This window comes from Stenotrophomonas sp. YJH_SMC_58, assembly GCF_059369635.1.
Map to the genome: position 1 here is coordinate 15,054 of NZ_JCAFSW010000011.1, position 14,238 is coordinate 29,291.

Below are 14,238 nucleotides of genomic sequence, written 5' to 3' on the forward strand. Positions count from 1 at the left end.
GCGAAAAGCGGATACACCAACGGCGGGTTTCCCCGCCGTTGGTGGTGAAGCAGTGACCGGTTGCCAGCCAGCGGCCGGCACTACCGCTTACTTGGCTTCAGCCTTGGCCAGCATGTCCTGGACCGAGGCGGTGGTGATCGGGTGGTAGCCCGGCTTGGCCTTTTCGAAGGCCTGCTTGGCCAGTTCCAGACCCTTCGGGGTCTTCACCAGTTCGGCGTAGATCGGCAGGATCAGCTTGCGACGGCCGACGCGCTCGATGAATGCAGCCGCCCCTTCATTGGCCTGCTCGTAGCCGCTGCGGATCGCCAGCGGGTACCAGCGCATGGCGATCTCGCCATTGGGGGTGCCGGTGAAGTGGAAGGCCTTGTCCAGCGTGGCCAGCTTGTCCAGCGGCTGGGTCGCACCGAGGCCGTCGATGAAGCGCACCCATTCCTGGGTGCTCCAGTCGGCGATGACCTGGCTGCTGGGCACGGTGCCGGCGCTGGCGAAGGCGATGCGCGCGGTATCGACGCTGCTGAAGTTCCGCGACTGCGCCTTGGCCGCGAACGCCGGGATGCCCGGCTCGTCCAGCCACGCCTTCAGTTCGGCCTCGGTCACGGCCGACGGATTCTTCGGCAGCAGGTTCTTCTTCATGTACGCGACGAACTGGTCGGTGTTCGCGCTCTGGAAGGCGTGGTCATCGAACCAGCCCCGCAGGAACGGATCGAAGGTCTCGCGGCCGAAGCGCTGCTCCAGGAACTCCAGGAACCATGCACCCTTGACGTAGGCGACCTGGCTGAGCGCTTCGTCGGGATCACGCTCGTTCAGCGGCGGCAGCGCCAGTGCCTGGTCGGCCGGGCTCATGTCCTTCACTTCGGCCAGCAGGTCGGTCTGGTCGATCTGCTTCTCCATCTCGGCCATCTCCTTGCCGTACAGGGCTTCGGTGATGCGGCCCTGGACGTAGGTGGTGAAGCCTTCGTTGAGCCAGATGTCCTTCCAGCTGGCGTTGGTCACCAGGTTGCCCGACCAGCTGTGCGCCAGCTCGTGGGCCACCAGCGAGACCAGCGACTTGTCGCCGACGATCACGGTCGGGGTAGCGAAGGTCAGGCGCGGGTTCTCCATGCCGCCGAACGGGAACGACGGCGGCAGCACCAGCATGTCGTAGCGGCCCCAGCGGTATTCGCCGTACAGCTTCTCGGCGGCACCGATCATCTTCTCGGTGTCTTCGAATTCCTTGGCGGCCTTGTTGACCATGGTCGGCTCGGCCCAGACGCCGGAGCGGCCGGAGATCGGCTCGAACACCAGGTCACCGGCGGCGATGGCCAGCAGGTAGGACGGAATCGGCTGCGGCATCTTGAAGGTGTAGTCACCGTCACGCGCGGCCTTCGGATCGTTGTCGGCACTCATCAGCACCATCACGTCCGGGCGCGAGACCACGTGCGCGCTGTAGGTGAAACGCACGCTCGGGGTGTCCTGCAGCGGCACCCACGAACGGGCGTGGATGGCCTGCGACTGGCTGAACATGAAGGGCAGCTTCTTGCCCTCGGTCATCGACGGTGCCAGCCACTGCAGGCCCGATGCGGTCGGTGCGGTGTGGTAGGTCACTTCCACCTTGGCCGGCTGTTCCGGGGCCTCGATGGTCAGCTTGCTGCCGAACACCTTGTCAGCGGCGGCCAGCTCGAACTTCAGCGGGCTGCGCGCGCCATCGGCGGCGACGGCCTCGACCTTGGACACGGTCAGCTCGCGGGTGTCGAGCACCAGCTGGCTGGCGTCCTTCTGCTTCCATTCCAGGGTGTAGGTGGCGGTGCCGCCGATCTGCTTCTGGTCGAAGTCCAGCTTCAGATCCAGCGCGATGTCCTTGATGACGACCTTGTCCGGCTCGGCGTACGAGCTTTCGTCGTGGCTGCGGTTCTCGGCGTTCACGGGGGCGGCAGGGGCCTTTGCGGCAGTCGGGGCGGCGGCGGGCGCGGCCGCCTCCTGGGAGCAGCCGGCGGCCAGGGCCACGGCCAGCGGAAGGAGCATCAGCGGATTACGCATGAATCGGGACCGTTACGGGGATCAAACCCCAATGGTACCTCCCTCCGGCCCGGCAGGCGTTGCGCGGTGCGGGGTAATGGCAGGCAAGCCGATCCTGCGCCTCGGGCGCATGCCAACCAAGGTTGGCATCTACAGGCAGGTACCAACCTTGGTTGGCACGGATCCATCAACGCATGCGGCAGGTCCGTGCCGACCACGGTCGGCACCCACCAGAGCGGATCACCGCAGCGGGCGAGCACCAACCAAGGTTGGCACCCACCAGAGCACGGCTTACAGCTTACAGCTTGTAGCCGGAGTGGATCGAAACGATGCCGCCGGTCAGGTTCTTGTAGTGGCAGCGCTCGAACCCGGCCTGCCCCATCATCGCCTTCAGTTCATCCTGCGGCGGGTGCTTGCGGATGCTCTCGGCCAGGTACTGGTAGCTGTCCGAGTCATTGGCGAACAGCTTGCCCAGCTTCGGCAGGATCTTGAACGAGTGGAAGTCGTAGATCGGCTTGAACCAGTCCGCGGTGACTTCGGAGAACTCCAGCACGCGGGCTTGGCCGCCCACCTTCAGCACGCGGTACATCTCGCGCAGGCCAGCGTCCTTGTCGGTCACGTTGCGCAGGCCGAAGGCGATGGTGACCAGGTCGAAGCTGTTGTCCGGGAACGGCAGGGCCTCGGCGTTGCACTGCACGTAGTCCACGCCCAGCACCAGGCCGCGGTTGGTCAGGCGATCACGGCCGACCGACAGCATGCCGGCGTTGATGTCGCCCAGCACCACCGAGCCCTCGGCGCCGACGCGCTCCTTCAGCAGGGCGGCGATGTCGCCGGTGCCGCCCGCCAGATCGAGCACGCGGTCGCCCGGCTTCACCTGCGCGGTGGCCACGTAGTAGCGCTTCCACGCCCGGTGCACGCCCAGGCTCATCAGGTCGTTCATCAGGTCGTAGTTGCGCGCGACCGAGGTGAACACCTGGCCGACCAGCTTCTGCTTGTCCTTGGCGGCGACGTCGCGGAACCCGAAATGGGTGGTACCGGCTTTGTAGGGGGATTCGCTCATGGCCCCGATTATCGCACCGCCGGGGGCCAGCGGCACCCCCTGCCCGTATCATGGCGGGCCACGACTTACCGGAGCCCCGCATGATCACCACGCCCGACTACCAGGCCCTGCTGCAGACCGCCATCGCCGAAGCCCGCCAGGGCCTGGCCGAGGGCGGCGTGCCGATCGGCGCGGCCCTGTACCACAACGACGGCCGCCTGCTTGGCTGCGGCCACAACCGCCGCGTGCAGGAAGGCGACCCGTCGGTGCACGGCGAGACCGATGCGTTCCGCAAGGCCGGCCGCCAGCGCCGTTACCAGGACACGATCATGGTCACCACCCTGGCACCGTGCTGGTACTGCTCTGGCCTGGTGCGCCAGTTCAACATCGGCACCGTGGTGGTGGGCGAATCGCGCACCTTCCAGGGCGGCATCGACTGGTTGCGGGAAAATGGCGTCAACGTGGTCGACCTGGACAGCCAGGAATGCGTGGACCTGCTGGGCGGCTTCATTGCGCAGCACCCGGAGATCTGGAATGAAGACATCGGTGAATGATCACCACGCAGTGTCCTGTTGAACCCGTTTAATGAACGCTTCAGTGCCGGCACGCCCCAGTGCCGGCAGCGTTTGCGGCCATTGCCGTGAACCAGTGCACAGTCAGCTGCGCAACGTGCACACGCTGCGATAACACCCCGCCCGGCTGCCGCGCCTAGGGTGGGGTTACCGGGACTTCTTTCCCCGGCGGAGCCAGCCATGTGCGCGCACGCCGTACGACCTGCACCAGACTCGATCCTCGACCCGATCCGCGAACGCCTGCAGCGGCAATATGCACTGCACCGGCGCGGCGCGTTGTTCTGGACCGCCTACCAGCGCATGCAACTGGAGCTGGTCCGTCGCCATCCGCTCGACCACGAGCGCCTGTGCAACGCGATGGCCACCCTGGCCGAAGATCTCGGTGCCGTCGAGCACGCGCAGTTGATTGGACATGCCAACGCCAGCTCCACATCGCGCTGACGCGGCATGCACCGCCACATACGCCACACTCCGATGAACCCCCACTCCCTTTCCACTCAACCGAACTGGATTGTCATGCACGCTGAAGTCCCCACCATTCCTCCGGTCATCAACGTTGACGCCGAGCTGGATCACTGGCGCCGCCAACATGCCGAAGGCGCACTGCCGCACAACTCGTTCGGCTCGTACGTGCCGTGGATCAAGTTTGCCTGCGATTCGCTGATCACCCAGCCGCGCGCCAGCGAGGCCGAACGTGACGAGATGTTCCAGACCCAGTACGCCCTGCAGATCATGCCGCGACTGAGTGAAGCCCAGGCCCGCGAATTCGTCGACCGTTGCTGGCAGCACGTCTACCAGAGCAGTCCGGTGCGCAGCCTGCAGGCACCGCGGCTGCAGCGCATGCGCGCCTGACCGCCGCTGCACGGCGCCTGCACGGGCCACTGCCGATCATCCTCGTCACCTGGGTGGGACGACGACGATGAAAGTACGAAACCTGTTCAATACGATCGCCAAGAAGGCCGCGGCCGCCACCGGCTCGCCGTGGACCTTCCTGGCTGCAGTAGCGATCGTGGTGATCTGGGGCATCAGTGGCCCGGTGTTCGGTTTCAACGACACCTGGCAGCTGGTGATCAACACCGGCACCACCATCATCACCTTCCTGATGGTGTTCCTGATCCAGCACACGCAGAACGCGGACACCGCCGCGATGCAGATCAAGCTGGACGAGCTGATCCGGGCGACGGCCGAAGCCAACAACGAACTGTTGGATCTGGAAGAACTGGACGAAGCGCGCCTGGAAGAGATCCGCGCCGAGTACGAGCAGATGGCGCGCGAAGCCGGCGATGCGCTCGCGCGCGTTCGCGCCTGCCATGCAGCGCGGCGCGACGATGAAGCGGTGTAGCGGGCCCCGGACTGACAATGCCGGCCAGCGGCCGGCACTACCATCGATCATCAGGGTAGAGCCGGCCGCTGGCCGGCTGTCCTTCAGCTGCGCTCGTGCCAGCCACCGCCCAGCACCTTGTACAGGGTGATGCGGTTGGCCTGCTGCGCCAGCTGCGCCTGCAGCTGGGTCTGTTGTGCGTTGTAGGCCGTACGACGTGCATCCAGCAGGGTCACGAAGCTGTCCAGGCCCGCGTCGTAGCGCGCCTGCGACAGGCGGTTGGCCTGTTCGGCCGCTTCCACCAGGCGCTGCTGTGAACTCACCTGCTCGTCCAGGCTGACATTCAACGCCAGCGCATCGGCGGTTTCGCGGAAGCCCACCTGGATCGACTTCTCGTACTGCGCCAGAGCGATATCACGATCCGCGTTGGCGATGGCCAGGTTGGCGCGCAGCTTGCCGCCCTGGAAGATCGGCAGCGTGATCTTCGGCAGGAAGCTCCACACGCGCGTACCGCTGTCGAACAGGTTGGACAGTTCGCTCGAACCACTGCCGATGCTGCCGGTCAGCGAGATGCTCGGGAAGAACGCCGCGCGTGCCGCACCGATGTTGGCGTTGGCCGCCAACAGCTGGTGTTCGGCGGCCATGATGTCCGGGCGCTGCAGCAGCACGTCGCTGGGCAGGCCGGCCGGCGGCGGTGCCAGTGCAAGCAGCTGCGGCTCGATGCTGTCCGGCAGCAGCGCCGGATCCAGCTGGCCACCGGCCAGCAGCGCCAGCGCGTTGCGGTCCTGGGCCAGCTGGCCACGCAGGCGTGCGGCGTCCGTACGCGCGGTCTCGACCAGGGTACGGGTCTGGGTCAGCTCCAGCGCCGAACTGCCACCACGTTCGTGGCGGGCCTCGGCCAGGCGCAGCGAATCCTCGTAGGTCTTCAGCGTGGCATCGGCGATCTTCAGCCGCTGCGCGTCGGCACCGTAGGTCAGCCATGCGGTGGCCGTCTCGGCCACCAGGCTCAACTGCGCGTTGCGGCGGTTGGCGGCGACGGCGAAGTACTGCTGCAGCGCGGCTTCACTGAGATTGCGCACGCGGCCGAACAGATCCAGCTCGAACTCGGCCACGCCGACACCGGCGGTGAACTGTTCGTTGACACCGGCGTCGGTGCCCTGGCGCTGCATCTGGCCGGTAACGGCCACGCCGGGCACGCGATCAGCGCGCTGCACACGGTACTGGCCGCGCGCGCGCTCAACGTTGAGCACGGCCACGCGCAGATCGCGGTTGTTCTGCAGCGACTGGTCGATCACCTGCTGCAGGCGCGCATCGGTGAAGAAGTCGCGCCAGCCGACGGCGGCGACATCGGCCACCTCGCCCTGCGCGGCCTCGGCCGGCCACTGCGCCGGGATCGCCGGGGCGACAGCGGTGTTCTTCGGCACCAGGGTGGAGCAGCCGGCGAGCGCGAGCACAGCGGCAATGGAAAGGAACAGGGATGCACTTTTCATGGGAATGACTTCCATCGGTACTGCCGGATGGCAGGAGGTCATGCCGGCCAGCGGCCGGCACTACCGTTTCGACAACGCCAGCCTGAGGCCGGCATGACCGTTTCAGGTCACGTCGTGGATTTGCGCTTGAACACGCGCTGCACCACCACGAAGAACAGCGGCACGAAGAACACGCCGAGCACGGTGCCGACGATCATGCCGCCGAGCACGCCGGTGCCGATCGCCTGCTTGGCGCCGGAACCGGCACCGGTGGAGATCGCCAGCGGTACCACGCCCATGCCGAAGGCCAGCGAGGTCATCACGATCGGGCGCAGGCGGTCGCGCACGGCATGCATGATCGATTCGATCAGGCCTGCGCCCTTCTCCAGGTTCTCCTTGGCGAACTCCACGATCAGGATCGCGTTCTTGCTGGTCAGGCCCACCGTGGTCAGCATCGCCACCTGGAAGTAGATATCGCGTTCCAGGCCCTTGAAGGTATTGGCCAGCACCGCGCCGAGGATGCCCAGCGGGGCCGCCAGCAGCACTGCGGTCGGCACGCTCCAGCTTTCGTACATCGCGGCCAGACACAGGAATACGATCATCAGCGAGAGCGTGTACAGCAGTGGCGTCTGCGAGCCAGCCTGGCGCTCCTGGTACGACATCGCCGTCCATTCGATGCCGAAGCCCGCCGGCAGCTGCTTGGCCAGCTGTTCGATCTCGGCCATGGCATCACCGGAGGCGACACCCGGGGCCGGTTCGCCCTGGATTTCCATGGCCGACACACCGTTGTAGCGTTCCAGGCGCGGCGAACCGTAATCCCAGTGCTTGGTAGCGAAGGCACTGAACGGCACCATTTCACCCTTGTCGTTCTTCACGGACCAGAGATCGAAGTCCTCCGGCACCATGCGGAACGGCTGGTCGGCCTGCACGAACACACGCTTGACGCGGCCACGATCGACGAAGTCGTCGATGTATGAGCTGCCCCACGCGGCGGCCAGCGTGCCGTTGATCTGGTCGATCGACAGCCCCAGCGAGGTCGCCTTGGCCGCGTCGATGTCGATACGGAACTGCGGCGTGTCCTCCTGGCCGTTCGGGCGCACGTTGGCCAGCTTCTTGCTACCGGCGGCGAGGCCGAGCAGCTGGTTGCGCGCGGCCACCAGTGCCTCGTGGCCCTGGCCGCTGTTGTCCTTCAGGAAGAAGGTATAGCCCGAGGCGGTGCCCAGTTCCGGGATGGCCGGCGGCGGGAAGGCGAAGATGAAGGCATCCTTGATCTGGCCCAGGGCCGCCATCGCGCGTCCGGTGATCGGCATCACGCCATTGTTGGCGTCACGCTCGCTCCAGTCCTTCAGCTTGACGAATGCCATGCCGGCGTTCTGGCCCATGCCGGCGAAGCTGAAGCCCTGCACCGAGAACACCGAGTCCACCGCATCCTTCTCGTTCTGCAGGAAGTGGTTTTCCAGTGCCGCGATCGACTCCAGCGTACGTTCCTGGGTGGCACCCACCGGGGCCTGCACCAGCGCCATCAACACGCCCTGGTCTTCGTTGGGCAGGAATGAGCTGGGCAGGCGCACGAACAACACGCCCATCAGCACGAACAGCGCCGCCACGATGCCCATGAAGCGCCACGGGCGATGGATGATGCCGCGCACGCCACGCTGGTAGCTTTCGCTGGTGCGGTCGAATCCACGGTTGAAGCCATTGAAGAAGCGACCGGCCAGGCCGCGGTGGGCGACGTGGTGCTCACCCTTCTTCAGCGGCTTGAGCATGGTCGCGCACAGCGCCGGGGTCAGCACGATCGCGACCAGCACCGACAATGCCATCGCCGAGACGATCGTGGCCGAGAACTGGCGGTAGATCACGCCGGTGGAGCCACTCATGAAGGCCATCGGCACGAACACCGCCGACAACACCAGGCCGATGCCCACCAGCGCGCCGGTGATCTGGCCCATCGACTTGCGGGTCGCCTCGAGCGGCGACAGTCCTTCCTCGGACATGATGCGCTCGACGTTCTCCACCACCACGATGGCATCGTCCACCAGCAGGCCGATCGCAAGCACCATCGCGAACATGGTCAGCATGTTCACCGAGAAGCCGAGCATGGCCAGCACGCCGAAGGTACCCAGCAGCACCACCGGCACGGCGATGGTCGGGATCAGGGTGGCGCGGAAGTTCTGCAGGAACAGGTACATCACCACGAACACCAGCACGATCGCTTCGATCAGGGTCTGCACCACGCCCTTGATCGACACGCGCACGAACGGGGTGGTGTCGTACGGGACCTCCGCCTTCAGCCCGGCCGGGAAGAAGCTCTTCATGTCTTCCAGCGCGGCATTCACACCAGCGGCGGTATCGAGCGCGTTGGCGCCGGTGGCCAGGGTCACCGCCAGGCCGCTGGCCGGCTGGCCGTTGTAGCGGGTGACGAAGTCGTAGGACTCGGCACCCAGCTCGACGCGGGCGACATCCCCCAGGCGCAGCTCGGCACCGTCCTGCGCACCGCGCACGATGATGTTGCGGAACTGTTCCGGGGTCTGCAGGCGCGACTGCGCGTTGATGGTGGCGTTGAGCTGCTGGCCCTTGATCGACGGTGCACCGCCAAGCTGGCCGATGGCCACCTGCGCGTTCTGTGCCTTGATCGCTGCGGTCACTTCCGCAACCGACAGGCCATAGGTATGCAGCTTGTTCGGATCCAGCCAGATGCGCATGGCGTACTTGCCACCGAACACCTGGATGTTGCCCACGCCCGGCACGCGGCTCAGGCGATCGACGACATTGGAACCGACGTAGTCGGCGATGTCGTTGGCGTCCATGCTGCCGTTCTCGGACACGAACGCGATGACGTTCAGGAAGCCCGAGCTGGACTTGGCCACGTTGATGCCCTGCCGCTGCACTTCCTGCGGCAGCAGCGGCATGGCCAGCTGCAGCTTGTTCTGCACCTGCACCTGGGCGATGTCCGGGTTGGTGCCGCTCTCGAAGGTCAGGGTGATGGTGGCCTGGCCGTTGGACGAGCTGTTGGAGGAGAAGTAGATCAGGCCATCAAGGCCCTTCATGTTCTGCTCGATGATCTGCGTCACCGAGTCCTCGACCACCTTGGCCGATGCACCCGGGTAGGTGGCGCTGATTTCCACCGCCGGCGGTGCGACGTTGGGGTACATCGAGACCGGCAGCTTGAACAGGGCCAGGCCGCCGGCGAGCATGATGATGATGGCGATCACCCACGCGAAGATGGGTCGATCGATGAAAAAGCGTGCCATGGGGTTCTCCGCTTACTTCGCGTCGCCGGCCGGGGCGGCAGGCTGGGCGGCCGCTGCCGGCTTGGCCGGAGCAGCGCCCTTCTCGGTGGCCTTGACCGGCATGCCGGGGCCGATCTTCTGCAGGCCTTCGACGATGACCTTGTCGCCGGCCTTCAGGCCGTCCTCGACCAGCCACTTGTCGCCGAGCGTGCGGCTGACCTTGACCGGGCGCACTTCGACCTTGTTGTCCTTGCCGACCACCATCGCGGTCGTGTCGCCCTTCGGATCGCGGGCGATGCCCTGCATCGGTACCAGCACCGCATCGCTGCGCACGCCGCCGCCGATCACCGCGCGCACGTAGGTGCCCGGCATCAGCAGGCCGTCCGGGTTGTCCACCTTCACGCGCAGGCCGAAGCTGCCGGTGGCTGGATCGACGCTCACTTCAGAGAACTCCAGCGTGCCCTTGTGCTCGAAGGTGCTGCCGTCTTCCATCAGGATGCTGACCGGCAGCGTCTGGTTGTCCTGCAGGCGGCCGGCAGCCAGTTCGCGGCGCAGCTGCAGCAGCTCGGCCGAGGACTGGGTCAGGTCGACGTAGATCGGGTCCAGCTGCTGCACGGTGGCCAGTGCATTGGCCTGGCCGGCGCTGACCAGCGCACCCTGGGTAACGCTGGACTTGCCGATGCGGCCGCTGATCGGCGCGGTGATGCGGGCATAGCCGAGGGTGACGTTGGCCGCGTCCAGCGAGGCCCTGGCGGCACCGACATCGGCCTCGGCCTGCTTCTGCGCGGCCACGGCGTTTTCCAGGTCCTGCTGGCTGACCGCGTCGACCTTGGCCAGCTCGGTGATGCGCTTGGCGCTCAGGCGCGCGGCGTTGGCCGTGGCTTCGGCGCGGGCCAGCTGGGCGCGGGCGCTGTTGGCCTGGGCGCGGTAGCTGGCGTCCTCGATCTGGTAGAGCGGCTCGCCGGCCTTGACCATGCCGCCTTCGGTGAACAGGCGCTTGGCAACGATGCCGTTTACCTGCGGGCGCACTTCGGCGACCAGGAAGGCGTTGGTACGGCCCGGCAGTTCGCGGGTCAGGCCCACGGTCTCGGACTTCAGCGTGACCACGGTGACGTCACCCGGGCCCTGCTCGGGGGCCTGGGGTTGGCCGCCGCAGGCAGCCACGGCTGCGGCGATGGCCAGCGACAGTGCAAAGGGTCGGATTCGGCTCAGCAACATGACGGAAAGGCTCTTGAAGGAAAGGATCTCAGCCGGCGCTGATACGGCGGACCCTTCGACCGGTAAAGGTGAAGACCGTGAGAACAGCGCCCACCCGGGTGGAGCGGGAGCCGGACCGGCCTGCCACGCACACGACGGGAATGATGGGAGCGAAATATACATACATGCTTGTTTGTTTGTAAACCGGTACAATTCAGCCACGTTTCACCCGCACTCGTACCTACCCATGGCCCGCAAGACCAAAGAGGACACCCAGGCAACCCGGGAAGGCATCCTTGACGCCGCCGAAGCCTGCTTCCATGAACACGGCGTGGCCCGTACCACGCTGGAGATGATCGGCGCCCGCGCCGGCTATACCCGTGGCGCGGTCTACTGGCACTTCAAGAACAAGAGCGAGGTGCTGGCCGCGATCGTCGAACGGGTGCACCTGCCCTTCATGCAGGAACTGGAGCGCACCTCGACCGACCAGCGCGACACCCCCGTGCACGACCTGCGCGCGGTGATGATCCAGTCCTTCATCGAGCTGTCCGAAGACGAGCGCCTGCGCAAGACCATGGAGATCATGCTGCGCAGCGATGCCTCGGCCGACACCAGGGTGCTGACCGAAATGCAGCAGGCCGGATTCCGCGATGCGCTGGACCGGATGGAGCGTGCCCTGCGCCGCGCCCGCGATCTGGGCCAGCTGCGCGAAGGCGCCGACCCCAAGATCGCCGCGCGCATGCTGCATGCAACCGTGCTGGGCGTGCTGCACGGGGCGATGGTCGAACCGGACCTGATGGACCTCAAGCGCGACGGCATGCTCGCACTGGACATGACCCTGGCCGCCTACGTGAAGGACGGCGTGTTCGTGCCGGGCACTGTGCCCGAGCCGCTGCCCGAAGCGTGAGTGGCGCTGCTGCCGCCACCGCCGCGCCCATCTGAGGACAGCCCCGTGATCCTGGACAACGTGGTGTGGGGCTTCATCGGCTGTGGCAGCGTCACCGAGAAGAAGAGCGGCCCCGCCCTGGCCAGCACACCCGGCTCACGGGTGGCAGCGGTCATGCGCCGCAATGCGGGATTGGCCGAGGATTATGCGCGGCGCCACGCGATTCCGCGCTGGTACGCGGACGCCGACGCACTCATCGCCGATCCGGAAGTGAACGCGGTGTACGTCGCAACGCCGCCCTCGACGCACATGCAATACGCGCTGCAGGCGATCGCCGCGGGCAAGCCGGTCTACATCGAAAAGCCGATGGCCATGGACCACGACGAGTGCCAGCGCATCATCGCGGCCAGCGCCCGCAGCGGCGTGCCCGTTTTCGTGGCCTACTACCGCCGTGCCCTGCCCCGCTTCGCACAGGTGAAGCAGCTGCTGGACAACGGCGCGATCGGAACGCCGCGCAGCGTGCGCGCCACCCTGCATCGGCCGCATTCGGCGAATGCCGCATCGCCCGACTTCTGGCGGACCAATCCGTCGATCGCCGGCGGCGGGCTGTTCGTCGATCTGGGCTCGCATACCCTGGACCTGCTCGACCATCTGCTGGGGCCGCTGAGCGACGTGCGTGGCCTGGCCAGTTCGCTGACCGGCGCCTACGCCGCCGAGGACAGTGTCTCGATGTGCTTCCGTACCGGCAGCGGGGCGCACGGCATCGCGCAATGGAGCTTCTGCGCGTTCCGCCGCCAGGATGAGGTCGAGATCACCGGCGACCGCGGGCAGCTGCGCTTTGCCACCTTCGAGGACGTTCCAGTGGTTCTGGAGACCGAAGCGGGCATGCAGGCATTCGACGTCCCGAACCCGCCATCGGTCCAGCAGCCATTGATCGCCTCCCTCGTGGACGAGCTGCGCGGCAACGGCCGTTCGCCCTCGACCGGCATCAGCGCCGCCCGCACCAGTGCGGTGATCGACCAGGTGCTGCGGGACTACCGCACCCGGCAGTCGCGCTGACCGCACAAGAAAATGGCCGCCCTGCGGCGGCCTTTTCTGTTGCAGCGGGCGGGGTCAGAGCCCTCGCTGGGGCGAGGGATCCGACCCCTACAGGCATTACAGGATGTAGCGGCTCAGGTCCGGGTCCTGCACCAGCTCACCCAGGTGCTTGTCGACGTAGGCGCTGTCGATCGCCAGGCTTTCGCCATCGCGGTCCGGTGCCTCGTAGCTGAGCGAATCCAGCAGGCGCTCCAGCACCGTATGCAGGCGACGGGCACCGATGTTCTCCTGGCGCTCGTTCACCTGGAAGGCGATTTCGGCCAGGCGCTCGATGGCGTCGGCGGTGAAGCTGACCTTGACGCCCTCGGTAGCCAGCAGCGCCTCGTACTGCTTGGTCAGCGCGGCCTTCGGCTCGGTCAGGATGCGCACGAAATCACCCTTGCTCAGCGCACCCAGTTCAACGCGGATCGGGAAGCGACCCTGCAGCTCCGGAATCAGATCGCTGGGCTTGGCCAGGTGGAACGCACCGGATGCAATGAACAGGATGTGGTCGGTCTTGATCGTGCCGTACTTGGTGGACACGTTGGAGCCTTCCACCAGCGGCAGCAGGTCGCGCTGCACGCCTTCGCGGGAGACATCGCCGCCGCCCACGTTATCGCCACGCTTGGCGACCTTGTCGATCTCGTCGATGAAGACGATGCCGTGCTGCTCGCAGGCCTCGATCGCCGCAGTGCGGATATCGTCCTCATTGACCAGCTTGCCGGCCTCTTCCTCGATCAGCAGCGGTCGCGCGGCCTTGATGGTCAGCGTGCGCTTGTGCGCCTTCGCGCCGCCGCCAAGGTTGGCGAACATCGACTTCAGCTGCTGGCCCATTTCCTCCATGCCCGGCGGGGTCATGATGTCCATGCTGACATTGGCGGCCAGGTCGAGTTCGATCTCGCGCTCGTCCAGCTCACCGTTGCGCAGCATCTTGCGGAACTTGATGCGGGTCTCGTTGTCCTGCGCCGACGGTTCGTTGCGGGCGACTTCCGGATCGAAGCCGATGCCACCGCTGCGGCGCGGCAGCAGCGCATCGAGGATGCGGTCTTCGGCGCGTTCCTCGGCCTGGGTACGCACGCGCACCTTGGCCTGTTCGCGGTACAGCTTCACTGCCGTATCGGCGAGGTCGCGGATGATCTGCTCGACGTCCTTGCCGACGTATCCGACTTCGGTGAAGCGGGTGGCTTCGACCTTCACGAACGGCGCGTTGGCCAGCGTGGCCAGGCGACGCGCGATCTCGGTCTTGCCGACGCCGGTCGGGCCGATCATCAGGATGTTCTTCGGCATCACTTCATTGCGCAGCTCAGGCACCAGCTGCATGCGGCGCCAGCGGTTGCGCAGGGCGATGGCCACGGCGCGCTTGGCGTCGTGCTGGCCCACGATATGCCGGTCCAGTTCCTGCACGATCTCGCGCGGGGTCATGGTGGCGGAGGAAACTTCGATCTTCGACAT

Annotated in this window: 12 protein-coding genes; 6 read left to right on the forward strand and 6 right to left on the reverse strand. The window is 66.4% G+C overall.

Features of this window, described 5'->3' with window-relative positions:
- Positions 1 to 87 precede the first annotated feature (87 nt).
- Entirely contained in the window at positions 88 to 2,016 is a 1,929-nt protein-coding gene (locus tag AC5P68_RS14595) for a M1 family metallopeptidase (protein WP_184014102.1), read from the reverse strand.
- A gap of 277 nt (positions 2,017 to 2,293) precedes the next feature.
- Positions 2,294 to 3,055: a bifunctional demethylmenaquinone methyltransferase/2-methoxy-6-polyprenyl-1,4-benzoquinol methylase UbiE gene (ubiE, locus tag AC5P68_RS14600; RefSeq protein WP_111172648.1), complete on the reverse strand. Its 762-nt coding sequence runs from the start codon at positions 3,053 to 3,055 to the stop codon at positions 2,294 to 2,296.
- A gap of 80 nt (positions 3,056 to 3,135) precedes the next feature.
- Here ubiE and AC5P68_RS14605 point away from each other — a divergent pair, with 80 nt between their 5' ends.
- The 4 genes from AC5P68_RS14605 to AC5P68_RS14620 all read left to right on the forward strand — a co-directional run bounded on the left by AC5P68_RS14605 (position 3,136) and on the right by AC5P68_RS14620 (position 4,948).
- Positions 3,136 to 3,588: a nucleoside deaminase gene (locus tag AC5P68_RS14605; RefSeq protein ID WP_099562485.1), complete on the forward strand. Its 453-nt coding sequence runs from the start codon at positions 3,136 to 3,138 to the stop codon at positions 3,586 to 3,588.
- A gap of 198 nt (positions 3,589 to 3,786) precedes the next feature.
- Positions 3,787 to 4,047 carry a hypothetical protein gene (locus AC5P68_RS14610; RefSeq protein ID WP_005414515.1) on the forward strand — a complete coding sequence of 87 codons (261 nt, stop codon included), beginning with the start codon at positions 3,787 to 3,789 and terminating at the stop codon, positions 4,045 to 4,047.
- A gap of 75 nt (positions 4,048 to 4,122) precedes the next feature.
- Positions 4,123 to 4,458, forward strand: a complete 336-nt coding sequence (locus AC5P68_RS14615; RefSeq protein WP_005411085.1) for a hypothetical protein — start codon at positions 4,123 to 4,125, stop codon at positions 4,456 to 4,458.
- A 67-nt stretch (positions 4,459 to 4,525) separates the two neighbouring features.
- Positions 4,526 to 4,948, forward strand: coding sequence for a low affinity iron permease family protein (locus AC5P68_RS14620; protein WP_005411086.1), 423 nt, complete (start codon positions 4,526 to 4,528; stop codon positions 4,946 to 4,948).
- An 83-nt stretch (positions 4,949 to 5,031) separates the two neighbouring features.
- Here AC5P68_RS14620 and smeF read toward each other — a convergent pair whose 3' ends face one another.
- The 3 genes from smeF to smeD all read right to left on the reverse strand — a co-directional run bounded on the left by smeF (position 5,032) and on the right by smeD (position 10,844).
- Positions 5,032 to 6,432, reverse strand: a complete 1,401-nt coding sequence (smeF, locus tag AC5P68_RS14625) for a multidrug efflux RND transporter outer membrane subunit SmeF (protein WP_138970161.1) — start codon at positions 6,430 to 6,432, stop codon at positions 5,032 to 5,034.
- Between the two features lie 92 nt (positions 6,433 to 6,524).
- Positions 6,525 to 9,647 carry a multidrug efflux RND transporter permease subunit SmeE gene (smeE, locus tag AC5P68_RS14630; RefSeq protein WP_005411088.1) on the reverse strand — a complete coding sequence of 1,041 codons (3,123 nt, stop codon included), beginning with the start codon at positions 9,645 to 9,647 and terminating at the stop codon, positions 6,525 to 6,527.
- Between the two features lie 12 nt (positions 9,648 to 9,659).
- Positions 9,660 to 10,844 carry a multidrug efflux RND transporter periplasmic adaptor subunit SmeD gene (gene smeD, locus AC5P68_RS14635; RefSeq protein ID WP_111188523.1) on the reverse strand — a complete coding sequence of 395 codons (1,185 nt, stop codon included), beginning with the start codon at positions 10,842 to 10,844 and terminating at the stop codon, positions 9,660 to 9,662.
- A 226-nt stretch (positions 10,845 to 11,070) separates the two neighbouring features.
- Here smeD and smeT point away from each other — a divergent pair, with 226 nt between their 5' ends.
- Together smeT and AC5P68_RS14645 are read left to right on the forward strand one after the other, a co-directional pair.
- Positions 11,071 to 11,730 carry an efflux transporter SmeDEF transcriptional repressor SmeT gene (gene smeT, locus AC5P68_RS14640; protein ID WP_049404073.1) on the forward strand — a complete coding sequence of 220 codons (660 nt, stop codon included), beginning with the start codon at positions 11,071 to 11,073 and terminating at the stop codon, positions 11,728 to 11,730.
- A 45-nt stretch (positions 11,731 to 11,775) separates the two neighbouring features.
- On the forward strand, positions 11,776 to 12,768 hold the full coding sequence (locus AC5P68_RS14645) for a Gfo/Idh/MocA family protein (RefSeq protein WP_033834532.1): 993 nt from the start codon (positions 11,776 to 11,778) through the stop codon (positions 12,766 to 12,768).
- 96 nt (positions 12,769 to 12,864) lie between these two features.
- Here AC5P68_RS14645 and hslU read toward each other — a convergent pair whose 3' ends face one another.
- The gene (gene hslU / locus AC5P68_RS14650) at positions 12,865 to 14,238 is read right to left on the reverse strand and encodes an ATP-dependent protease ATPase subunit HslU (protein WP_005414521.1); all 1,374 of its coding nucleotides are present in this window, start codon (positions 14,236 to 14,238) and stop codon (positions 12,865 to 12,867) included.

What these genes read in the sequence shown, in the direction of transcription:
- hslU (WP_005414521.1), bottom strand. Translation starts at nt 14,238, where the DNA reads ATGTCGAAGATCGAAGTTTCCTCCGCCACCATGACCCCGCGCGAGATC.
- AC5P68_RS14620 (WP_005411086.1), top strand. Translation starts at nt 4,526, where the DNA reads ATGAAAGTACGAAACCTGTTCAATACGATCGCCAAGAAGGCCGCGGCC.
- smeF (WP_138970161.1), bottom strand. Translation starts at nt 6,432, where the DNA reads ATGGAAGTCATTCCCATGAAAAGTGCATCCCTGTTCCTTTCCATTGCC.
- smeD (WP_111188523.1), bottom strand. Translation starts at nt 10,844, where the DNA reads ATGTTGCTGAGCCGAATCCGACCCTTTGCACTGTCGCTGGCCATCGCC.
- smeE (WP_005411088.1), bottom strand. Translation starts at nt 9,647, where the DNA reads ATGGCACGCTTTTTCATCGATCGACCCATCTTCGCGTGGGTGATCGCC.
- AC5P68_RS14615 (WP_005411085.1), top strand. Translation starts at nt 4,123, where the DNA reads ATGCACGCTGAAGTCCCCACCATTCCTCCGGTCATCAACGTTGACGCC.
- smeT (WP_049404073.1), top strand. Translation starts at nt 11,071, where the DNA reads ATGGCCCGCAAGACCAAAGAGGACACCCAGGCAACCCGGGAAGGCATC.
- AC5P68_RS14610 (WP_005414515.1), top strand. Translation starts at nt 3,787, where the DNA reads ATGTGCGCGCACGCCGTACGACCTGCACCAGACTCGATCCTCGACCCG.
- ubiE (WP_111172648.1), bottom strand. Translation starts at nt 3,055, where the DNA reads ATGAGCGAATCCCCCTACAAAGCCGGTACCACCCATTTCGGGTTCCGC.
- AC5P68_RS14605 (WP_099562485.1), top strand. Translation starts at nt 3,136, where the DNA reads ATGATCACCACGCCCGACTACCAGGCCCTGCTGCAGACCGCCATCGCC.
- AC5P68_RS14595 (WP_184014102.1), bottom strand. Translation starts at nt 2,016, where the DNA reads ATGCGTAATCCGCTGATGCTCCTTCCGCTGGCCGTGGCCCTGGCCGCC.